The organism is Sulfuricurvum sp. (assembly GCF_028712165.1).
Taxonomy (GTDB): domain Bacteria; phylum Campylobacterota; class Campylobacteria; order Campylobacterales; family Sulfurimonadaceae; genus Sulfuricurvum.
Window position 1 is genome coordinate 1 of record NZ_JAQTQR010000014.1, and the last position, 20,446, is coordinate 20,446.

General features: G+C 42.3%; 34 protein-coding genes and 1 other RNA gene. 25 read left to right on the forward strand and 10 right to left on the reverse strand.

Annotation, left to right across the window (positions count from 1 at the left end; all coding sequences use genetic code 11):
• From PHP90_RS03720 to fliD, 7 genes are all read right to left on the reverse strand, one after another.
• A partial coding sequence (locus PHP90_RS03720) for an N-acetylneuraminate synthase family protein (protein ID WP_299925443.1) occupies positions 1-431 on the reverse strand: 431 nt, incomplete at its 3' end.
• Entirely contained in the window at positions 418-891 is a 474-nt protein-coding gene (pseH, locus tag PHP90_RS03725) for a UDP-4-amino-4,6-dideoxy-N-acetyl-beta-L-altrosamine N-acetyltransferase (RefSeq protein ID WP_299925446.1), read from the reverse strand. The genes pseH and PHP90_RS03720, both read right to left, overlap by 14 nt.
• Positions 888-1,751 carry a UDP-2,4-diacetamido-2,4,6-trideoxy-beta-L-altropyranose hydrolase gene (gene pseG, locus PHP90_RS03730; protein ID WP_299925449.1) on the reverse strand — a complete coding sequence of 288 codons (864 nt, stop codon included), beginning with the start codon at positions 1,749-1,751 and terminating at the stop codon, positions 888-890. The genes pseH and pseG overlap by 4 nt, the downstream gene beginning before the upstream one ends.
• A complete protein-coding gene (gene pseF / locus PHP90_RS03735) occupies positions 1,748-2,437 on the reverse strand; it encodes a pseudaminic acid cytidylyltransferase (protein WP_299925452.1) in 690 nt (229 codons plus the stop codon). Before pseF ends, pseG begins: the two co-directional genes overlap by 4 nt.
• A 10-nt stretch (positions 2,438-2,447) precedes the next feature.
• Positions 2,448-3,575: a UDP-4-amino-4,6-dideoxy-N-acetyl-beta-L-altrosamine transaminase gene (gene pseC, locus PHP90_RS03740; RefSeq protein ID WP_299925455.1), complete on the reverse strand. Its 1,128-nt coding sequence runs from the start codon at positions 3,573-3,575 to the stop codon at positions 2,448-2,450.
• Between the two features lie 2 nt (positions 3,576-3,577).
• Positions 3,578-4,585 (reverse strand): UDP-N-acetylglucosamine 4,6-dehydratase (inverting), encoded by a 1,008-nt coding sequence (gene pseB, locus PHP90_RS03745; RefSeq protein ID WP_299925459.1) that lies wholly within the window; start codon positions 4,583-4,585, stop codon positions 3,578-3,580.
• A 61-nt stretch (positions 4,586-4,646) separates the two neighbouring features.
• Positions 4,647-6,044, reverse strand: a complete 1,398-nt coding sequence (gene fliD / locus PHP90_RS03750; protein ID WP_299925462.1) for a flagellar filament capping protein FliD — start codon at positions 6,042-6,044, stop codon at positions 4,647-4,649.
• Positions 6,045-6,186: 142 nt separating this feature from the next.
• On the opposite strand from fliD, the gene ffs reads away from it, so the two are divergent.
• An RNA gene (ffs, locus tag PHP90_RS03755) (signal recognition particle sRNA small type) lies at positions 6,187-6,284 on the forward strand.
• Positions 6,285-6,410: 126 nt separating this feature from the next.
• Positions 6,411-7,223 (forward strand): HDOD domain-containing protein, encoded by an 813-nt coding sequence (locus tag PHP90_RS03760; protein WP_299925465.1) that lies wholly within the window; start codon positions 6,411-6,413, stop codon positions 7,221-7,223.
• Positions 7,224-7,226: 3 nt separating this feature from the next.
• On the opposite strand, the gene PHP90_RS03765 is transcribed toward PHP90_RS03760, so the two are convergent.
• A complete protein-coding gene (locus tag PHP90_RS03765; protein WP_299925468.1) occupies positions 7,227-7,454 on the reverse strand; it encodes a hypothetical protein in 228 nt (75 codons plus the stop codon).
• Positions 7,455-7,492: 38 nt separating this feature from the next.
• Positions 7,493-8,041 carry a ribonuclease HII gene (locus PHP90_RS03770; protein ID WP_299925471.1) on the reverse strand — a complete coding sequence of 183 codons (549 nt, stop codon included), beginning with the start codon at positions 8,039-8,041 and terminating at the stop codon, positions 7,493-7,495.
• 89 nt (positions 8,042-8,130) lie between these two features.
• On the opposite strand from PHP90_RS03770, the gene PHP90_RS03775 reads away from it, so the two are divergent.
• Positions 8,131-8,793 (forward strand): TIGR04219 family outer membrane beta-barrel protein, encoded by a 663-nt coding sequence (locus PHP90_RS03775; protein ID WP_299925474.1) that lies wholly within the window; start codon positions 8,131-8,133, stop codon positions 8,791-8,793.
• Here PHP90_RS03775 and PHP90_RS03780 read toward each other — a convergent pair.
• Entirely contained in the window at positions 8,790-9,857 is a 1,068-nt protein-coding gene (locus PHP90_RS03780; RefSeq protein WP_299925477.1) for an ATP-binding protein, read from the reverse strand. The genes PHP90_RS03775 and PHP90_RS03780 overlap by 4 nt on opposite strands.
• Before the next feature lie 173 nt (positions 9,858-10,030).
• Here PHP90_RS03780 and rpsJ point away from each other — a divergent pair, with 173 nt between their 5' ends.
• From rpsJ to map, 22 genes are all read left to right on the forward strand, one after another.
• A complete protein-coding gene (rpsJ, locus tag PHP90_RS03785) occupies positions 10,031-10,342 on the forward strand; it encodes a 30S ribosomal protein S10 (RefSeq protein WP_013459053.1) in 312 nt (103 codons plus the stop codon).
• A gap of 10 nt (positions 10,343-10,352) precedes the next feature.
• The gene (rplC, locus tag PHP90_RS03790; protein WP_299925480.1) at positions 10,353-10,928 is read left to right on the forward strand and encodes a 50S ribosomal protein L3; all 576 of its coding nucleotides are present in this window, start codon (positions 10,353-10,355) and stop codon (positions 10,926-10,928) included.
• Positions 10,928-11,539, forward strand: a complete 612-nt coding sequence (gene rplD, locus PHP90_RS03795) for a 50S ribosomal protein L4 (protein WP_299925483.1) — start codon at positions 10,928-10,930, stop codon at positions 11,537-11,539. Before rplC ends, rplD begins: the two co-directional genes overlap by 1 nt.
• A gap of 1 nt (position 11,540) precedes the next feature.
• Positions 11,541-11,822, forward strand: a complete 282-nt coding sequence (locus PHP90_RS03800) for a 50S ribosomal protein L23 (RefSeq protein WP_015652595.1) — start codon at positions 11,541-11,543, stop codon at positions 11,820-11,822.
• Position 11,823: 1 nt separating this feature from the next.
• On the forward strand, positions 11,824-12,663 hold the full coding sequence (rplB, locus tag PHP90_RS03805) for a 50S ribosomal protein L2 (protein ID WP_299925486.1): 840 nt from the start codon (positions 11,824-11,826) through the stop codon (positions 12,661-12,663).
• A gap of 3 nt (positions 12,664-12,666) precedes the next feature.
• On the forward strand, positions 12,667-12,948 hold the full coding sequence (gene rpsS, locus PHP90_RS03810) for a 30S ribosomal protein S19 (protein ID WP_295062901.1): 282 nt from the start codon (positions 12,667-12,669) through the stop codon (positions 12,946-12,948).
• 9 nt (positions 12,949-12,957) lie between these two features.
• Entirely contained in the window at positions 12,958-13,275 is a 318-nt protein-coding gene (gene rplV, locus PHP90_RS03815) for a 50S ribosomal protein L22 (protein ID WP_299925490.1), read from the forward strand.
• A gap of 2 nt (positions 13,276-13,277) precedes the next feature.
• A complete protein-coding gene (gene rpsC / locus PHP90_RS03820; protein WP_015652599.1) occupies positions 13,278-13,988 on the forward strand; it encodes a 30S ribosomal protein S3 in 711 nt (236 codons plus the stop codon).
• A gap of 2 nt (positions 13,989-13,990) precedes the next feature.
• On the forward strand, positions 13,991-14,416 hold the full coding sequence (gene rplP, locus PHP90_RS03825) for a 50S ribosomal protein L16 (protein ID WP_015652600.1): 426 nt from the start codon (positions 13,991-13,993) through the stop codon (positions 14,414-14,416).
• A complete protein-coding gene (gene rpmC / locus PHP90_RS03830; RefSeq protein WP_015652601.1) occupies positions 14,403-14,588 on the forward strand; it encodes a 50S ribosomal protein L29 in 186 nt (61 codons plus the stop codon). The genes rplP and rpmC overlap by 14 nt, the downstream gene beginning before the upstream one ends.
• Positions 14,589-14,598: 10 nt before the next feature.
• Entirely contained in the window at positions 14,599-14,850 is a 252-nt protein-coding gene (rpsQ, locus tag PHP90_RS03835) for a 30S ribosomal protein S17 (protein ID WP_299925497.1), read from the forward strand.
• Positions 14,847-15,215 carry a 50S ribosomal protein L14 gene (gene rplN / locus PHP90_RS03840; protein WP_299925500.1) on the forward strand — a complete coding sequence of 123 codons (369 nt, stop codon included), beginning with the start codon at positions 14,847-14,849 and terminating at the stop codon, positions 15,213-15,215. The genes rpsQ and rplN overlap by 4 nt, the downstream gene beginning before the upstream one ends.
• Entirely contained in the window at positions 15,215-15,445 is a 231-nt protein-coding gene (gene rplX, locus PHP90_RS03845; RefSeq protein ID WP_299925503.1) for a 50S ribosomal protein L24, read from the forward strand. Before rplN ends, rplX begins: the two co-directional genes overlap by 1 nt.
• Before the next feature lie 2 nt (positions 15,446-15,447).
• Positions 15,448-15,993 (forward strand): 50S ribosomal protein L5, encoded by a 546-nt coding sequence (gene rplE / locus PHP90_RS03850; protein WP_299925506.1) that lies wholly within the window; start codon positions 15,448-15,450, stop codon positions 15,991-15,993.
• Positions 15,993-16,178, forward strand: coding sequence for a type Z 30S ribosomal protein S14 (locus PHP90_RS03855; RefSeq protein ID WP_041666707.1), 186 nt, complete (start codon positions 15,993-15,995; stop codon positions 16,176-16,178). Before rplE ends, PHP90_RS03855 begins: the two co-directional genes overlap by 1 nt.
• A 78-nt stretch (positions 16,179-16,256) precedes the next feature.
• Positions 16,257-16,652 (forward strand): 30S ribosomal protein S8, encoded by a 396-nt coding sequence (gene rpsH / locus PHP90_RS03860; protein WP_299925516.1) that lies wholly within the window; start codon positions 16,257-16,259, stop codon positions 16,650-16,652.
• Between the two features lie 9 nt (positions 16,653-16,661).
• Positions 16,662-17,198 carry a 50S ribosomal protein L6 gene (gene rplF, locus PHP90_RS03865; protein ID WP_299925518.1) on the forward strand — a complete coding sequence of 179 codons (537 nt, stop codon included), beginning with the start codon at positions 16,662-16,664 and terminating at the stop codon, positions 17,196-17,198.
• A gap of 11 nt (positions 17,199-17,209) precedes the next feature.
• Positions 17,210-17,566, forward strand: a complete 357-nt coding sequence (gene rplR, locus PHP90_RS03870) for a 50S ribosomal protein L18 (protein ID WP_299925521.1) — start codon at positions 17,210-17,212, stop codon at positions 17,564-17,566.
• Between the two features lie 9 nt (positions 17,567-17,575).
• The gene (gene rpsE, locus PHP90_RS03875) at positions 17,576-18,019 is read left to right on the forward strand and encodes a 30S ribosomal protein S5 (protein WP_013459071.1); all 444 of its coding nucleotides are present in this window, start codon (positions 17,576-17,578) and stop codon (positions 18,017-18,019) included.
• Between the two features lie 3 nt (positions 18,020-18,022).
• Positions 18,023-18,421: a 50S ribosomal protein L15 gene (gene rplO / locus PHP90_RS03880; protein ID WP_299925525.1), complete on the forward strand. Its 399-nt coding sequence runs from the start codon at positions 18,023-18,025 to the stop codon at positions 18,419-18,421.
• Positions 18,421-19,683 (forward strand): preprotein translocase subunit SecY, encoded by a 1,263-nt coding sequence (secY, locus tag PHP90_RS03885; protein ID WP_299925528.1) that lies wholly within the window; start codon positions 18,421-18,423, stop codon positions 19,681-19,683. The genes rplO and secY overlap by 1 nt, the downstream gene beginning before the upstream one ends.
• A gap of 2 nt (positions 19,684-19,685) precedes the next feature.
• Positions 19,686-20,444: a type I methionyl aminopeptidase gene (map, locus tag PHP90_RS03890; protein ID WP_299925531.1), complete on the forward strand. Its 759-nt coding sequence runs from the start codon at positions 19,686-19,688 to the stop codon at positions 20,442-20,444.
• The last annotated feature ends 2 nt before the right edge of the window (positions 20,445-20,446 follow it).

The following is a 20,446-nucleotide window of genomic DNA, read 5'->3' on the forward strand; positions in this document are numbered from 1 at the left end:
TTAGCGGCGGTATATTCGATGAGAGGGATATCGGTGATCTCAAAACTGGCGATTTTATAGGCCGGAACATTGAGACTGGAGAGAAAGTCTACGGCACTCGGATCGAAAGGTGAAGAGAACGCTTCCATCCCCAGATTTTTTGCATGATCGAAAAGCTGTTTATGCCACTCCCATGGTGTCATTGCTTCTGCATAGAGGTCATGAAACTTTCGTTTATCCCACAAGGTCCCTTGTGAAATAGTAAACATATCATTGTCACAATCGAGGGTGATAGTATCGGGTGTATAGGTTTGGAGTTTGATGGCATCTGCACCGGATTCTTTCATCGCAGTGATCGTTTTTAGTGCAGTTTCCAACGAGCCGTTATGGTTGGCCGAAAGTTCGGCGATGATAAAAACTTTTTCATCAAGATTATGGCTACCGATTATCATTGTTGCGCTCCATGCAAATCATATCTCTCTCTTCGTGCGTAGTTCGATCAGTTTCTTTAAAATCGAATTTTTGATACAAACGTTTAGCTTTTTCATTATCGCTGAATACATTGGCAATTAGTTTGGTCAGTTTCAACGTGTTAAACGCATATTGGATCAAAGAATCCATTAACAACGCTCCGATACCTCGTTTATCAGGATTTGCGTAGATCCCTATCTCTGCTGAGGTGGTTGTAATATCGGTTAAATCGACCACACCGAGATAATCATTACCCTGTCGGACTAAAAAGTAGCGTTTATCAGACCGATTTTTGAGGGATTCTATAAAATGGAGATGTTCATTTAGAGAGATTTCATTTGAATTGAACATCCACATTCGGATTTCACGATGATTCCGCCATGCGAGGATCATCTCTTTTTCTGTATCGTTCAATTCGGTAAACGGGATGAGTCGAATCATCGTAATTTTTCCAATAGAGCATTAAATAGAGCCGATTTAAAATGCTCCATTACCGAAAGTCCTTCGCCCTTCATGTAGGTTACAAACTCACTTTGATTGTCGGCACTTTGGATGGCAATAAATGGGAGTTCCATAAACATCACCTCATGTGCGATTGAACTCGGTGTGATGATGGCAAAAGAGCACTCATGCATTAGTTCTGCAATATTCGAAACATTGATGTGCAAATGAATATTTGGATGTTCTTTGGCATAGTTCTGAAGTTCTTTGAGATGGGGATTTGAGGTCGTGGTGACAAGATTGACATGTTCATCTGATGGAAGTGCTTGTAGAATTTGTATCGAGAGATTCTTTGGGTCACTTCCCCCCATCGAAATAAATACAGCATCGGTCGAAGGCTTCGGGAGTTGTTTAGCGAGTCTAAATTCTTCCCGTATGAGTGGTTTGGCACAGTGAATCTCACAATATGCTGGTACAAGATCGGCATAGCGCTCACTTTTCGCATAGATGTTTGGATTATAGAGGATATCGCAGTGATGGTGCTGATAGGTATCATCCATACTTAGAATCGTTACGCTGGTTTCCTCTTTGACACGTTTTTCATACGCGGCATCGATACCGTAATGATCGAATACGACAACATCGATCTCGTGAGAGATTATGCACTCAATGAGTTCTTCAGGTGTATCGGAAGCGAGAACATGGACGGGATAGGGGATGGTATCGATGATATTTCCGTTTAAGTCCCGACAGGCGAAGGAGATGGTTGCATCAGGATATTGTTTCGCTAAAACGAGATCACGCATAATATGGCCTAACCCGATTTGACTGGAAGAGTCGGCACGGATCAGGAGATTCATGAGGGAAAAACAGCTTTAAACATCAATTCGGCTTGGAGCCAGTCTTCCGGGGTATCGATGTCTTGGACCAGATGGCGTGGCAATACTACCGTAGTTGCCGCTTTTGAAAAAATTGGTGTCCCGTTTAGCCATGCTTCGGGTTTACCCCAGTAAAATTGCCCTACATCATGATAAGCTTCAGGTAAATCCTGGCTTCTTGTAGCAAAATGCTCCGGCCAAAACATTTCAATATTGCCATCCTCATCACGTTTGACTCCCCGAAAAATCGGAAACGGAAATGTGGTTACGGGAAAGGCATACTCTTTATGATGCGTGATAAGTGCTTTATATGCATTTTGAATATCTTCACTTCGGACAAACGGTGCCGTTGCATAGATACAGCATGCGGCATCAATGCTATCACCTTGTTCTTGCAGGGCTCGAATCGCATGGGCAATGACAGGGATCGTTGCCGTATGATCGTCGCTGAGCTCTTTAGGGCGAATAAAAGGGATCTCCGCGCCGTAACTGCGGGCGACATCCGCAATTTCTTCATCATCAGTCGTGACAATAATACGATCAAAGAGTCCTGAATCCTGTGCTGCTTGGATACTGTAGGCGATGATCGGCTTGCCGCAAAAGGATTTGATGTTTTTACGCGGGATCCGTTTGCTGCCGCCGCGAGCCGGAATGATAGCAATATTCATAAAAATCCCTTTAAAAACTGCATCTGCGATAGGTATATTTCTCAATTACTTCAAGCACAATATCAGCGACTTGTTTTGCATCTTCCATCGTCATTTTTTGATGGCATGGGATAGATAGCTCACTTTTATAAAAGAGCTCGGTACTAGGCAATTTCATCTCTCCAAAACGTTCTTTATAAAAACTGTTTTGATAAATCGGTTTATAGTGAACTTGCACACCCAATCCGCGAGATTGCAGCTCGGCAAAAATATCCTCTTTGACGCAGTGAAGTTCGGGATTAAGTAATAGCGGATAGAGATGACGGGCACTTTGTTGATTGTCTGGGATTGTAATCGTCGAGAAAAGAGAATGATTCTCGAACCTTTCATCGTAATAGCGGGCAATATGCTCCCGTATGTTTATAAAACGATCGAGTTTATGCAGTTGTGAAAGCCCCAGCGCCGCGGCAAACTCAGTTAGACGGAAATTATGACCAAGACTCACCATATCGGAGTTCCACAACTGTTTTTTGACAATACCGTGAGAGCGAAAGAGGCGAAGCCGCTTGGCGAATTCTTCGTTATTGGTAACGACTGCGCCACCCTCACCGGTAGTGATGGGTTTGATCGCGTGAAAACTAAAAACAGTCATGTCGGCAAATGAGCCTATTTTTTGGTGGTTGATATCGCTCCCCAGCGCATGGGAAGCATCTTCGATAACGAGAAGATTGTGTTTGTTTGCGAGGGTTTTAATCATCTCTATAGCAACCGGTTTGCCGGCAAAATCGACGGGGATGATAGCGCGTGTCTGTGGTGTTATGAGTCGTTCGATCAGAGTTTCATCGATATTTCCATCCATTTTCACATCACAAAAGATCGGTTTTGCCCCCAGTGCGACTGCCATATTCGTGGTTGCAACAAAACTGATCGGTGTTGTGATGATTTCATCGTTTTCTTTGAGCTCTGCGACAGCATATGCTCCTAATAAAGCCGATGTTGCCGAGTTAAAAGTGACACAGAATCGTGCTCCGACATAATGGGCAATTGCTTCTTCAAATTCTTCGACTTTGGCACCCTGAGTAAGATGGGAACTTTTTAATATTTCTACAACGGCGGAAATATCATCCTCTTCGATGAGCTGGGTAGAGTAAGGAATCATTTTTATTTTTCCTCATCCTGTGTGAGTGCAATTTTTTCTATTAACTCTTCTGGGCTAAGCCATTGGGTATTTGTTTCGGAACTGTATTTGAAACCGTATTCCACAGGCGTTCCGATTTCTCCGCAATTATTTTTGGAAAAGTCGGCATTTTCAGTAAATTGAATAGAAGGTTTGATGACATAATGATCGTGAAACTCGAGAGTTAGATGTGAATCATCCCGTGGACACATTACTTCATGCATTTTTTCTCCCGGACGAATCCCCACATTTTTATGAGGGAGATGTGGAGCAATTGCCTGGGCAACATCCACTACTTTCATCGATGGGATTTTAGGAATAAAAATTTCGCCCCCATGCATCCGCTGAAAATTTTTGAGGACAAAATCAACCCCTTCTTGGAGGGTGATCCAAAACCGGGTCATTCGTTCATCGGTGATCGGGAGTTCAGTTGCACCCTCCGCAATCAATTTTTGAAAGAACGGGACGACGGAACCACGTGAGCCTAAAACATTGCCATAACGGACAACGGCAAAACGGATGTCTTTTCCCCCTCGGATATTGTTGGCTGCAACGAAGAGTTTATCACTGGCGAGTTTGGTTGCCCCGTAGAGGTTGATAGGGCTTGCGGCTTTATCGGTTGAGAGAGCTATTACTCTGCTAACACCGCAATGCAATGATGCTTCAATAACATTTTGTGCGCCATTGATATTGGTTTTGATGCATTCCATAGGGTTATACTCAGCGATAGGAACATGTTTGAGTGCAGCGGCATGGACGACATAATCGACTCCATTCATAGCACTTTGTAGCCTTGATAAGTCGCGAACATCTCCGATAAAATAGCGCATACATGGGTCATTGAAGCGTTGTGCCATCTCATATTGTTTGAGTTCGTCACGAGAGTAGATAATGATTTTGTTGGGTTTGTAGTGTTTTAAAATTGTTTTAACATACTGTTTGCCGAAGCTTCCGGTCCCGCCGGTAATGAGGATATTCTTTCCATTGAGCATTGCATGTCCTATCAACTCGAGTTGATAGAATTAAGCAAAATCAATACCAATTTTTTGAGGTTTAGTTTTTACCATTCGAATAGGCATTAATTTGTGTTAAGAGTGAAGAAAAACTATTGGTTAATTTGTTCATTATTGTATCATATTGAGTAAACCTAGCCGCCATTGCTTCGTAGCGCGCGTCTAACAATGCTTGTGATTTAGTCCTATTCGCATTGAGCGCTTTTAATTCAGTTGCAGATCCCGTTGTCAGGGTATTTATAATACCATTTGTATCTGTATAACGAGCCATTAGAGTATTCATGGATGTGAAAAGCCCATCGGTTGTGATCGTGTTGTTATAACTGTCTGTAGTGGTCGTTCCGGCAAAAAAGGCTTCCGAGGCAGATGGATCTTCTTTGAATTTAGCCAAAAAAGTAGTGGAATTAAAACTCATTGTCCCTGTTTCACTTAGATCAATACCAAATTGCGGAAGTGAGTAACCGCTGCTGCTGACAGATGTGACTAAGCGATTAATTTCACGTGTGATACTATTGATAGAGTTGTCACCGTTAAAAATACCGATAGTTCCGCCTTCTACATCCGTAGTTGTCATGCTGGTTAATTGAGAGGTTAATGTATTGTAACTGGAGACAAATGAACTCATTGCATCACTGATGGCCTGAGTGTCTTGCTCGATTGATATATTGGCACTTCCACTGTTTTCGAGTAAGTTGAGTGTCATACCCGGGACAATATCTGTAATAGTATTACTACTTCGCGTCATACTGATACCGTTATATTTAAAGGTTGCATCACGTGCCGCTTGTATCTCTTGCATCCCTGTCGGATTGGTTGTTGCATCATAAGCGAGTAATTTTGTATCGAGAGTTCCGCTTGCGGAGTCCGTAAGAGTAATGGTTTGATCCGCACCTGTTTTGACGGAATTTAGAACAAGACGATAATCATTAGCCCCTACCTGCAGCGTGGATGCTTTGACACTGCCCCCGGCAATACTATTGATAGAATCTTTTAAATCATCTAATGTAGTCGAAGCAGTATAATCTATGCTGTAAGCTACTCCTCCGACGGAGAGAGATAAAGTTCCTGATCCGGTTGCAACACTGTTTGTGGTTGCAGCAAAACTGCCAGACTCTTGGACATTATTTTGCGCCATTAACGTATCTGAAATTGAGAACGATTGTACAGCCACCCCTGAATTTGCCGTGACACTGACGGAAGAGGTATTTCCGCTTACACTGCGTTGTTGATAGAGAGAGGTATCTCCTAAACTGCTTACATTGGATTTAAAGGTTGTTAAAAGACTACTCAAAAGACTTAACGCACTGTCTTTTTGTTTCTGTAAAGTTATTTTGTTATCAATTGGAGTAATAATAGCTTTTGTGTCAGCCGCTTTAAGCTGATCAATAACAGTCTGTGTGAGTACTCCTGCTCCTGCTCCCAGTGAACTGACTGACATAGTAAATCCTTTTACTTTATATTACGTACAGACTATATCGACTGAAACAGTCTAAATGTTTAGTGAAACTACAAAAATATAAAAAGCAAAAAAGATGCCATCTTGCATTTAGTCCAACAGTTTGGTATAATTCCGCCTCTCTCCTCTAGACCTGTGCAAGGGTATGGGCGGACATCGTGTCAGGGTAGGAATACAGCAGCACACCCGTTCATGTTTTGTGCCGCAGGTATCTGGTGGGGAGTCCTTTTTACCCCTTTTCATCACAAAACTATCACAGCATATTTAAAACTACAAACTTAAAGAATAAATTTAACATACCTTGTCCTATAATCTTTTCAGATACACTAATTTTTTTTGGAGAGAGCAATGCGAGCTGAATTAATGGAACAAATCGAGCATGTCCCAATGTTACCTGAGACTGTCAAAAAAGTAGAAGCGGTTTTTAATGATCCTGACGGTGGTGTAGATGATATGGCAAATGCAATCAAAAACGATCCGATTATTACTGCATATATTTTGAAAACAGCCAATTCACCGATATATGGTCTCAGCCGAACCGTAACGGATGTTGCCCATGCGATTTCCCTTTTGGGTAAAGAAGCCGTACGTACTTTTACAATCGCGTCGGCAGCCAATTCGTGTATGGATATTGATCTTTCACCGTATGGTATGACGAAAGAGACCTATCTGGCACGTTCACAAATGCAAAATGCTTTGGTAAGCCGATGGATATCCAAAGTTGATCGTTCGTTATTAGGGCATCTTTCATTAGCGTCATTTTTATTGGAATTAGGCAAAGTTGTTATCAGCCGCTATTTGATTGAGTCAAACCAGACAGCATTATTGAGTGATAGTTTAAAAGAAGGTTCATCAATCAAAAAATCTGAAATCGCTGCATGCGGAAGCAAATCGGAAGATGTGACGGCAACTCTCTTTTTTCGATGGAATTTCGATCCCGATTTGGTCCATTTGATCCGTTTTGCCAACGAGCCTGAAGATGCATCTGACTCTGAAACACAGGAGATGGCAAAATTTCTCAAAGTGGCAAAAGAAGCTATCAATCTGGATGGAACAATCACGGATACAACCCTCAAACATGCACGTGAATTGATCGAAGAATACGGAATGAATCAAAACTTTTTTGATGAAGCGGTTGAGAAAATTCTCGCTGCCGCTTAAAAATCAATCTTCTCTATAACTTCCCGCTTTGCACCCGCTTGGGCTGCTAGGCGGATTGTCCCGTAAATAACACAAATCTTCATGTGCTTGTTTGAGTACTTTGCTTTCTCGTAATAGCGGCAACATCTTCTCATCTTTTTCATTGAGGGACAGCGATTGATTGTACAACAACGCTTTTACTTCGGCGTCAACGGCGGCGAGTGCTGCTTCGATATGAGTGAGGGAAACCATACTGTTCTCTTTTTTTATCCAATTATAGCAATGGGGTACTAAAACAACGACGGCTGTAACGCCTTTAATTTAAATGTTTTACGATGAATTTCACAATACCCATGTTGTCGGATTGCTTCAACATGGGTAGCGGTGCCGTATCCTTTGTGTCCTTCAAATCCGTATTGTGGGTAGAGGGTGCTTAGCTCCACCATCTCACGATCACGCGTCACTTTCGCCAAAATCGATGCGGCACTGACTTCAGGTACAGTTGCATCGGCTTTTACGAGTGTTGTGAGACCGCTGACGCCAAACGTCGAATTGCCATCATATAAATAATCAGCTTCTCCGATTGCCGACATGATTTCACGAAGCCCGGCTGCTAGGCATGCGGATATCCCCAGTTCATCGATTTGTGCCGCATCAAACCGTGCAATATGATAGGTAGAATTCTCCCGAATGAGTTCAAAGAGCGATTCGCGTTGTTTCTCGGTGAGCTTTTTAGAGTCATTAAGCCCTGATATCGGTTGATGTAAAATAACTCCCGCGATGGTAAGCGGTCCTGCCAATGGTCCTCGTCCTGCCTCATCTATGCCACAAAAATACATAATCCGTCCATCATTAAAGTTATTGATATTGTATCGCAAGCGTTCACATTAAATAAGGTATCATTCCTCAAAAAAAGGATTTTACAAAAATGAGATCAATAATTGTAGCTTTATGTTTAGCTTCAGTAACGGCATCTGCCGCTACTATCTTGGGTTTTGGTGCAGAGGTTGATTACTATACTCCTACCGCCAGTGGAGATTTTAATTACAAAACGACGCAGACCCATTTTGGAAGTGATCAGGAATCGGGGTATCAAGTAGGAATTTACTTTGAACATCCTGCCCCTTTGATACCGAATTTACGGGTTGATTTGACCCCTGAAATCTCCTATAGCGGTTTGGACGGAGCTGCAGTCAGTAAAGTTTCATTGGATCAAGTTGACATTACACCTTATTATGAGATTATGGATAATATAATCGATTTGGATATCGGTATGACATTTAAAGTTCTTGAAGGGAAAATCGAAGGGACGGATAATCAATCTTTCAAAGAGGTGATCCCGATGGGTTATTTGGGGATAGCTATTACCCCTCCGCTCTCACCGCTCTCACTGGAAGGGAGTGTGAAATACATTGAATACAGCGGTGACTCACTGACCGATGCTCGGATTAAGGCCTGTTGGAAAATTGCACAAGGATTTGGTGCTCAGGCAGGGTATCGATATGAATCTCTAAAAATCAGCGACCATTTTAATATAAATGCCGATACAACCTTTAAAGGGCCGTTTGTCGGATTGAATTATCGTTTCTAACTATCATCTCCCAGCGCCCACCGCTCAAACGGTATCATTTCTATACGTGAGATGGGGTGAGAGAGGGTGCTCTCCAGATTCATTGTCACTACGATAACTTCTCTAACTCGGTTGGAGACGATAAACCCTTCTAATGCTTCTACTTTTTTAAAAAGTGCATGTTCATTGGCAAAAGGTGATGCAATAATAATTTGGGCTCTTTGCGGGAGGTAGAAATCGATCCCCTCATCATAATAACACTCAACATGACGCTTATCAAGTTCAGAAAAAACAAGATTCTCAAAAATCCGCCCGAAATGTTTTTGGAGGACAAGGGCGTGTTTAATGGCAATATCGCATAAATAGAGTTTTTTAACGGCGCTGGGATGGTTGAACTTGCCCAGTGATTTGAGATAGCCGCGATCAAAAAGAGATTGTAAATGCAGGTACAGTTTGTCTTTAGAGATTTTTCGTTCCCCTTTGAGACGTTCGTAGAGGTTGAATGCAGAGACTTTTTGCGTCACCATTTTTGAAGCTTGAGAGAGAATGGAAAATTCAATCGGCTCCAGCGCACGGTTCAAAATACTTTGCAGATAGAGTACCCGATCTTCACTGGCAATTTTGTGCATTGCCGGAAATCCGCCCAATTGGAAAAAGTGGTTGAGAGCTGTACTGTCAAATTTACTTTCGAATGCTAAAAACTCCTCATAATCGAGTAACTCAAGATGGATAGTATGAAAAGGCAGTTCAAGTGTCTCTTCACTAGATAGGATAACTTGATCAATCTCAAAGAGCTCGATCGATTCAACATAATTGTCCAGAGCTAGGATCGAAATCTTATTGTCACGGCAAAAAGTTTTTAACGAGGAATTGAGCTCGTTGATATCGAGACGACTGTCACGGCAATCAAAATAAAGGTAGGTAGATTTTTTATGCGTAAGGAGATAACTTTTAATCAGGGACGTTTTTCCAGATTGTGCTATCCCATAGATAAGTGTGCTTTCTTCACCGATTGAATGTTTGCGTTCAATAAATCCGCTGTTATGTAAATCGTATCGATAATACTCATCAAGTAAGGTATTCATACCTAAAATGATACCCTAAAAAATAGTGCATCCTTATTAAAAGGAAGCAAATTTAGATCAATACACGTTTTTTACCCCTAAAATCCTTGACCCAGAGCAGATATGTCAGTATAATTTCGCCGCCTTATATAGTCAGCATTGACTGACGAGTTCTTTTATCTAAGGAAAACATTATGGAAAAAATTCGTTTGAAACTTAGAGCATACGATCATCGTGTACTTGATCGTTCAGTTGCCTCTATCGTTGAAGCTGTAAAGCGAACGGGTGCGGAAATCCGCGGACCGATCCCTTTGCCAACCAAGATTCGTAAATATACGGTTCTTAAATCTCCGCACGTCAATAAAGACTCTCGTGAGCAATTTGAGATTCGTATGCACGCACGTTTGATCGACATTGTGTCGGCTACGCCAGATACAGTTGATTCGTTGATGAAGCTTGACTTGGCTCCGGAAGTGGACGTAGAAGTTCGCTCTATGGACAAGTAAGGAGTAGGGTGTGGAATACATTGTAGAAAAAATCGGCATGAGCCGAACTATCAGCGTTCCGAGCAAAGTGGTTACTCTTTTAAAAGTAAAAGAGATCAAAGTTTGTGAAGTGAACGACGGCGTTGCGCTTGTAGCGTATAGCCAAGGCAAATCGATGAACAAACCGGTTGAAGGTCAACAAAAGAAATATAATCTTTCTGCTGAATTCAACAAATTCGCTACTTTAGAAGTCGCAAACACCGAAGCGGGTGATTTGGATATGGCTCCTTTGGCAGACGCTAAAACGGTTAAATCATCTTTCAAAACAAAAGGTCGTGGTTTTACCGGCGTTATGAAACGTTGGAATTTTGCCGGCGGTCCTGGTGCGCATGGTCACCGTTTTCACCGTACTGGTGGATCTATCGGTAACCGCGAATGGCCTGGTAAAGTCCAAAAAGGGCGTAAAATGTCAGGTCAATACGGTAACGAGCAAGTTACTGTTAAAAATGAAGTAATGTCATACGACGCAGAAAACGGTGTGTTGGTTGTTGTGGGTTCAATCCCAGGCGCTAACGGTGCACTAGGTCGAGTAAAGGTTGTTAAATAATGAGCGCGATTGTACTGAACGAAAAATTCGAAAAAGCCTCTGAATTGGCATTGCCTGAGAGCTTCAGCGGCATTAATACCCATAACCTCTACTTGTACGTTAAATCGTATCAAGCAAGTATCCGTTCTAATACAGCGTCTGTAAAAGGTCGTTCAACTATTAGCGGTGGTGGGAAAAAACCATGGGCTCAAAAAGGTAAAGGTGGCGCACGTGCTGGTTCACGTCGTTCACCGATCTTTGTTGGCGGTGCGATTGCACATGGTCCAAACACAGGTCGTAACTACGATCAAAAAATCAATAAAAAGCAAAAGAAACTAGCGCTTAAATGTGCGTTGGATGCTTTGGCTACAGCTGGAAAACTCTTCATCGTTGATTCGATTGAAGTTCCAACTGGTAAAACAAAAGACGCATTGGCGTTGTTCAATGCATTGAATGTTCGTGATGCGTTGTTGGTGAAAAAGATTCTCGATGAGAATACCTATCTTGCATTCCGTAACATTGCTTCTACATACGTTGTAGAAGAGAATGAACTCAACGCCTTTTTGGCTGCGACATACCGTTCGGTGGTTATCGAAAAAGCGGTATGGGAAAATCTGACTAAAGAGAGCTAAGATGGCAGATATTACTGATATCAAATCAATCCTGTATACAGAGAAGACTCTTGGTCTTCAAGAAGAGGGTGTAATCGTTGTTCAAACGTCTCCACGTATGACAAAGAACGCTCTTAAAGAGGTGTTTAGAGAGTATTTCGGAATCGTTCCGGCTCGTGTAAACTCATTAAACCAAAGCGGAAAAGTTAAACGTTTCCGTGGTCTTGCTGGCAAACAAAACGACTTTAAAAAGTTTTATGTGAAATTGCCAGAAGGCGCACAAATCGATAGTTTGGCGGTGTAATATGGCGATTAAAACGTATAAACCAACAACCCCGAGCCGACGTTTCTATACTAACGTTGATAACTCGGACATCACGGCAAAAGCGTCTGTTCGTTCATTGTTGATCAAACTTCCGGCTGCTGCTGGACGTAACAACAACGGTCGTATCACATCACGTCATAAAGAAGCGGGAGCTAAAAAGCTTTACCGTATTATCGATTTCAAACGCAATAAATTCGGTGTAAACGGAACTGTTGCAGCAATCGAATACGATCCGTACCGTAACTGTCGTATCGCTCTTATCAACTATGTTGATGGTGACAAACGTTACATCCTCCAACCTAAAGGTTTGGTAGTTGGTGATGTTATCTCTGCAGCAGAGAGCGGTTTGGACATTAAAGTCGGAAACGCAATGAAATTGATGAGCATCCCAGTCGGGACAACGGTTCACAATATCGAGCTTAAACCGGGCAAAGGTGGACAAATTGTCCGTTCAGCCGGAACATCTGCACAAATCATGGGTCGTGAGGGGAAATATGTTTCTCTTCGTCTTCCATCAAGTGAAATGCGTTATGTTTTGGGTGAATGTATGGCGACTGTCGGTACCGTAGGTAACGAAGAGTACATCAACATCGTTCTTGGTAAAGCTGGTCGTACACGTCATATGGGTATCCGTCCTCAGACTCGTGGTTCTGCGATGAACCCTATCGATCACCCGCATGGTGGTGGTGAAGGTAAAACAAACTCAGGACGTCACCCGGTTACTCCATGGGGTAAACCGACTAAAGGTGCTAAAACACGTAAGAAGAAAGCAAGTGATAAATTGATTATTACTCGCCGTAAATCCAATCCGAAGAGGTAGATAATGGCTAGATCAGTAAAAAAAGGACCATTTGTTGATGGACACCTTATGAAAAAAGTGATTGCTGCCAAAGAGACGAAAAGCAACAAACCTATCAAAACTTGGTCACGCCGTAGTGTGATCTTGCCAGATATGATCGGTTTGACGTTTACCGTCCATAATGGCCGTCAGTTTGTACCGGTTTTCGTAACGGAAAACCACATCGGTTACAAACTTGGTGAATTTGCACCAACACGTACGTTTAAGGGCCATAAAGGTTCTGTACAAAAGAAAATCGGGAAATAAGGAAGAGATATGGCAAGAGCACTATTAAAATTCGTTCGCGTATCTCCGACTAAATCTCGTTTGATCGCTCGCGAAGTTCAAGGAATGAATGCAGAGCAAGCTATGGCTGCGTTGGAATTTACTCCAAACAAAGCGGCTAAAATCATCGCTAAAGTGGTTGCGTCAGCAGTAGCTAACAGCGGTATCGATGCGGAAGATTGTATTATCAAATCATGCCGCGTTGATAACGGTCCGGTACTTAAACGTTTCACTCAACGTGCACGTGGTACCGCTTCTGGAATCCGCAAGCCGACAGCACACATTTTGGTAGAAGTAGAGGGTAAATAATTATGGGTCATAAAGTTAATCCTATCGGACTTCGTCTCGGTATCAACCGCAACTGGGAATCTCGCTGGTTTCCTAACTTTAAAACAGCTGCGGTTTCATTGGGCGAAGATCACAAAATCCGTACCTATTTGAAAAAAGAACTCTACTATGCAGGTGTGAGCAACATCGTAATCGAACGTACTGCGAAACGTCTTCGCGTTACAATCATTGCAGCTCGTCCTGGTATCATTATCGGTAAGAAAGGTTCTGACATTGAAAAAATCAAAGAATCTCTTCAAACCCTTATCGGTAAACCGGTAGCAGTTAACATTAAAGAAGAGAAAAAAGCACAGGCTTCTGCACAACTCGTTGCAGAAAACGTTGCAACTCAACTTGAAAAACGTGTAGCGTTCCGCCGCGCGATGAAAAAAGTTATGCAAAATGCACAACGTGCAGGCGCTAAAGGTATTAAAGTTTCAGTTGCCGGCCGTCTTGGCGGTGCTGAGATCGCTCGTACTGAGTGGTATCTTGAAGGTCGCGTACCGTTGCATACACTTCGTGCAAAAATCGATTACGGTTTTGCTGAAGCGCACACCACTTACGGTGTAATCGGTATCAAAGTTTGGATTTTCAAAGGTGAGGTTCTCACTAAAGGTATCCAACCAGAAGCAAAAGAATCTAAAGAAGAGCGTGGCGAAGATCAACAACGTCGTCCACGACGAAAGGCTAACTAATCATGTTGATGCCTAAACGTACGAAATATCGTAAAATGATGAAAGGGCGTAACCGTGGTTACGCTACAAATGCTAACAAACTTGATTTCGGTTCTATCGGATTCAAAGCAACGGAAGCGGGACGTATTAACTCTCGTCAAATCGAAGCGGCTCGTATTGCAGCAAACCGTCATATCAAACGTCAAGGTAAAATCTGGATCCGCGTGTTCCCGGCTAAACCATTGACTGCCAAACCACTTGAAGTGCGTATGGGTAAAGGTAAAGGTTCTGTTGACCAATGGGTAATGAACATCAAACCAGGCCGTATCATTTTTGAAATGGGTGGTGTTGAAGAGACTCTTGCACGTGAAGCATTAGCGCTTGCGATGCAAAAACTTCCGTTCAAAACCAAAATTGTAACTGCGGAGATGAGCAATGAAATATACTGATTTGAACGACAAAACAGCTGCTGAACTTCAAGGGATGCTCAAAGAGAAAAAAATTGAGCTTTTCACTTTGAAAATTAAGCAAAAAATGATGCAATTGACTAACACGAGCGAACTTCGCACGGCGAAAAAAGACATTGCACGCATTAACACTGCTATGAACGCAGTGAAGTAAGGGCAGAGCTATGACACATAAACGTGAAATTCAAGGTATCGTAGTTACAAAAGCAGGCGAAAAAACAGCAACTATCGTTGTTGAACGCCGTGTAATGCACCCACGTTACCACAAAACGGTAAAACGTTTCAAAAAGTACATGATTCATGACGAAAACAACCAACTAAACATTGGTGATGAAGTGATCGCGATCGAGTGTCGTCCACTTTCTAAAAGTAAATCGTTCCGCCTTAAAACTCTTGTTAAAGGAGTGAACGTATGATTCAAAGTTTTACTCGTTTAGCGGTAGCTGATAACACAGGTGCAAAAGAGATCATGTGTATTAAGGTTCTTGGCGGTTCAAAACGTCGTTATGCAACAGTTGGCGATGTAATCATCGCTTCTGTTAAAAAAGCGGCTCCAACCGGTAAGATCAAAAAAGGTCAAGTTGTAACAGCAGTAGTTGTTCGTACGAAAAAAGAAGTTCACCGTGAAAATGGTTCACTTATCCGTTTCGACGAAAATGCAGCAGTTATCCTTGATAAAAAACGTGAGCCAATCGGTACACGTATTTTCGGACCTGTAAGCCGTGAAGTTCGTTACGCAGGTTTCATGAAAATCGTATCACTTGCTCCAGAGGTTGTATGATGGCAAAATTTAATTTCAAAAAAGGCGACATTGTTGAAGTGATCGCCGGTGATGACAAAGGTACTAAAGCAGAATTGCTTCAAGTTATGCCTAAGAAAAACAAAGTAATCGTTAAAGGTGTTCGTATTGCTAAAAAAGCGATCAAACCTAGCGAGCAAAATCCACAAGGCGGATTCTTGAGTAAAGAAATGCCTGTAGATGCATCAAATGTCCGTAAAGTTGAGGCGTAATCATGGCACGACTAAAAGATAAATATTTAGCTCTTAAACCAGAGCTTCAAACAGCACTTGGGATTGCAAATGTAATGCAAGTTCCAGTTTTGGAAAAAGTGATCATCTCTGTCGGTTGTGGTTTTGCTATGAAAGACAACAAATTGATCCAAAGTATCCAAGATACTATCAGCAACATTGCAGGACAACGTGCATCCGTTGTTGTAGCTAAAAAATCGGTTGCAGGATTTAAAGTACGTGAAGGGATGCCGGTTGGTGTTAAAGTAACACTTCGCGGTGCTCAAATGTACGATTTCATGGACAAATTGATCTCTGTATCACTTCCTCGTGTTAAAGACTTCCGTGGTATTCCACGTAACGGTTTTGACGGTCGCGGTAATTACAACTTCGGTTTGACTGAGCAGTTGATTTTCCCGGAAGTTGATTACGATTCAATTATGCAAATCCACGGGATGAACATCACAGTGGTAACAAGCGCTACAGCAGATAAAGATGCATTCAAACTTCTTGAAATGCTCGGTATGCCGTTTGCTAAAGGGAGAGAATAATGGCTAAAAAGTCAATGATCGCTAAAGCGGCGCGTACACCTAAATTTGCGGTTCGTGCTTATACTCGTTGTCAGATTTGCGGTCGTCCGCACTCTGTTATCAGCGATTTCGGAATTTGTCGCGTTTGCTTCCGTAAAATGGCAAACGAAGGGTTAATCCCAGGCGTTAGAAAGTCTTCTTGGTAAAAACACGGAGAGGGTGTTTATAACTCCCTCGGCCTTTTACCTGGTAAGAAACTCCTAATGATTAGATAAGGAAAATAAATGATTAATGATTTGATCGCGGATTCGTTGACTCGTATCCGTAATGCTGCAATGCGCAGATTGGATGTAACAACTTTGGTTCACTCAAAAGTAGTAGAAGCAGTTGTTGCAATTTTGGCTGATAAAGGCTACATCGAAAGTTTTAATGTTGTTGAAGACGGCGTTAAAAAAACAATCAATGTAGTTCTAAAATACGACGACAAAGGTCGTACAGTTATTAATGAAGTAAAACGTGTCTCTAAACCGGGACGTCGTGTTTACAAAGGCAAAGATGAGCTAAAACGTTTCAAAAACGGTTATGGTACCATCATCGTCAGCAGTTCAAAAGGGGTTCTTCCTAACGATAAAGCATTCGAGCTTGGCGTTGGCGGTGAAGTCCTTTGTACAATTTGGTAAGGAGATAAGATGTCACGTATTGGAAAACTTCCTATTTCTGTCCCAACTGATGTAAAAGTAACTCTTGACGGAACTGTACTTACTTTCGTAAAAGGTACTACAACACAAACCTTGGATACTCTCGGTAACTGTGGTGTTGTTCTTGAAGATAATACATTGACGTTTAGCACAAACTCTGACCAACGTACGGATCGCGCTTTCTGGGGTACATATCGTGCACTAGCAGCAAATATCGTTACCGGTTTGACTGCAGGTTTTGAGAAAAAACTTGAGATCAACGGTGTTGGTTATCGTGCAGCGGTTGAAGGTGCTATTTTGAAACTTCAACTTGGATTTAGCCATGATATCAATTTCGATATCCCTGCAGGAATTACCATTGCTGTAGAGAAAAACGTTATCAGTATCAAAGGCGCTGACAAACAACAAGTTGGTCAAGTCGCTGCTGTAATCCGATCATTCCGTCCACCTGAGCCTTATAAAGGTAAAGGTGTTAAATATACCGATGAGACTATCCTGCGTAAAGCCGGTAAGACATCTAAGAAATAAGGAGCGATGATATGACAGGTAAAACACTTAAAATTAAAGCGGCTAAGCGTACACAACGTAAACGCCGTATTCGCTCTAAAATTTCTGGATGCGCGACATTGCCTCGTGTCTCTGTTTTCCGTTCAAACCGTTACATCAGCGCGCAAGCGATCAATGATGAAACGGCTGTAACGGTAGCGGCGGTACACTCAAAAACTTTGGGTCTTAAAGCAAACATCGAAGGTGCCGAAAAAGCCGGTGCTGTGTTTGCACAAACCCTCAAAGATGCCGGTATTAACGAAATCACGTTCGATCGTAACGGGTTTTTGTATCACGGTGTCGTTAAAGCGTTTGCCGAAGCACTTCGTGCAAATGAAATTAAGTTTTAAGGGCTGATGATGCAAGCGATTAACAGAGAAGAATTTTCAGAAGCGATTGTAAACATCGGTCGTGTAACCAAAGTTGTAAAGGGTGGTAGACGTTTTCGTTTTACCGCTCTAGTAGTTGTAGGAAATAAAAAAGGAACCGTAGGTTACGGAGTCGGTAAAGCCAAAGAGGTTCCCGATGCTATCCGTAAAGCGGTTGACGAAGCGTTCAAAAATTTGACTGAAGTGAAGATCAAAGGGACTACCATTGCTCATGATATCGAAGTTAAATACAACGCAAGTCGTATCTTGCTAAAACCTGCATCTGAAGGTACAGGGGTTATCGCCGGTGGCGCTACCCGTCCGGTACTTGAGCTTGCGGGAATCCAAGACATCTTAACGAAGTCTTTGGGTTCTAACAATCCAAACACCGTGGTACGTGCAACAATTGATGCACTATCACGTATCAAAGGATAAGTTATGGCATTAGAAAACCTTACTCCTGCTGAGGGTTCAACCCACAGTACAAAACGTCTTGGCCGCGGCCAAGGAAGTGGCCAAGGTAAAACTGCCGGTAAAGGTCACAAAGGACAAAAAGCGCGTAAAGGTTACAATGAAAAACGTAACTTTGAGGGTGGACAACAACCACTTGCACGCCGTTTGCCAAAAATCGGATTTACATCACGTGTTGTAAAACCGACAATTATCAATGTTGAAAAAGTAAAAGAGGTTGCAGCACTTTCGGAAATCACTATGGAGAGCATCCGTAGTGTACACCGATTGGCTAAATCGGTTACAAGTGTTAAACTTGTCGGCGCTAGCGCTAAAGATTTAGCATCTAAAATCAAAGATGAAAACGTTACAACAACTGGTAACTAATGAACCAACAAATTGTAAACAAGATCTTAATAACGATCGGTTTTCTATTTATATACCGACTACTGGCATACGTGCCGGTACCGGGTGTTGACACAGCCGTCCTTGCTTCTTTCTTTGACTCTCATCAAGCTGACGCGTTAGGTCTGTTTAATATGTTTAGCGGTAAAGCCGTCGAACGTCTCTCCATTATCTCTCTCGGTATCATGCCTTACATCACCGCTTCAATTATCATGGAACTTTTAGCTGCAACATTCCCAAATTTAGGGCAAATGAAAAAAGAACGTGACGGTATGGTTAAATACATGCAAATTATTCGTTATGCAACGATTGTCATCACTATTGTGCAAGCAATCGGTGTAAGTATCGGTTTGCAAAGTATGACCGGAAAAGACGGTGGAAGTGCTATATTAGTTGATCATTCAACGTTCATTCTTTTAGCAACGGTATCCATGTTGGCAGGAACAATGTTATTGATGTGGATCGGTGAACAGATAACCCAAAGCGGTATCGGAAACGGTGTCTCTTTGATTATTTTTGCAGGTATCGTTTCAGCAATTCCAAGTGGATTGTCACACGCCATTACAATGGTAAATACCGGAGCTATGAGTATTTTCTCGTTGTTAGCGATTATTGCTCTCGTCGTAGCTACCGTATTGGTCATCATTTATGTGGAACTGGGTGAACGCCGTATTCCGGTTACCTATGCTAAAAAGACGATGCTTCAAAATCAAAATAAACGGGTTATGAACTATATTCCGGTTAAAGTAAATCTCTCGGGTGTTATTCCGGTTATTTTTGCTTCAGCAATTTTGATGTTCCCAATGACAGTAATGTCCTCAAGTACAAATCCTTACGTTCAAGCAGTAGCGGATGTATTGAATCCGAGTCACTATTTCTTTAACATTTTACAATTTCTGTTTATTGTCTTCTTTGCATTCTTTTATGCGTCAATCGTATTTAATGCAAAAGACATATCAGACAATCTAAAACGCCAAGGTGGGTTTATTCCGGGTGTTCGTCCGGGCGAATCGACCAAAGAGTTTTTGAATGAAACGGCTGGACGTCTTACCGTTACCGGTGCAATCTATCTCGGTTTGATTGCAACATTGCCGTGGGTCATTGTAAAAGGGATGGGAGTACCGTTCTTTTTCGGAGGAACGGCAGTTCTGATCGTGGTTCAAGTTGCCCTCGATACGATGCGCCGCATCGAAGCACAGGTTTACATGAGTAAATATCAAACTCTTAGCGCGGTTGGCCTTTAACAATGGCGATTGCGCTACGCAAAAATGATGAAATAGCAAAACTTCGCGCCGCGAATCAAATCGTCGGCGCGACGTTGGAATTATTAGCCTCCCATACTAAACCGGGAATCACCCTGAAAGAGCTTGATGCCATAGGTGAGGAGTATATCCGAAGCCAAGGTGCCAGCCCATCTTTTAAAGGACTTTACGGTTTTCCAAGTGCTGTTTGTACCTCTGTCAATGAAGTCATTATTCATGGCATTCCGACCGATTATGCTCTGAAAGAGGGTGATATTGTCGGATTTGACGTAGGAACCAAAAAAGGGGGATACTTTGGAGATGCAGCGATATCGCTCGGAGTCGGTGCAATCAGTGCCGAAGATGAAGCGTTGATAGCATGTTCCAAAGATGCTCTTTATTTTGCAATCGACATTATCCGTGACGGAATGCGTTTTAAAGAGCTTTCGTACGAGATTGAGCAGTTTATTCTCGGACGGGGATTTGTACCCCTACGAGGATTCTGTGGGCACGGTATCGGGAAAAAACCGCATGAAGAACCTGAAATTCCGAATTATTTGGACGGATCCAATGCAAAAGCGGGTCCGAAAATTAAAAACGGAATGGTATTTTGTTTGGAGCCGATGATTTGTCACAAAGAAGGAACTTCCAAAATTTTGGCAAATGGTTGGGATGTGGTGAGTACGGATGGGCTGAGAGGCTCTCATTACGAGCATACGGTTGCAATTATCAACGGTAGAGCTGAAATATTATCAATCGCGTAAAG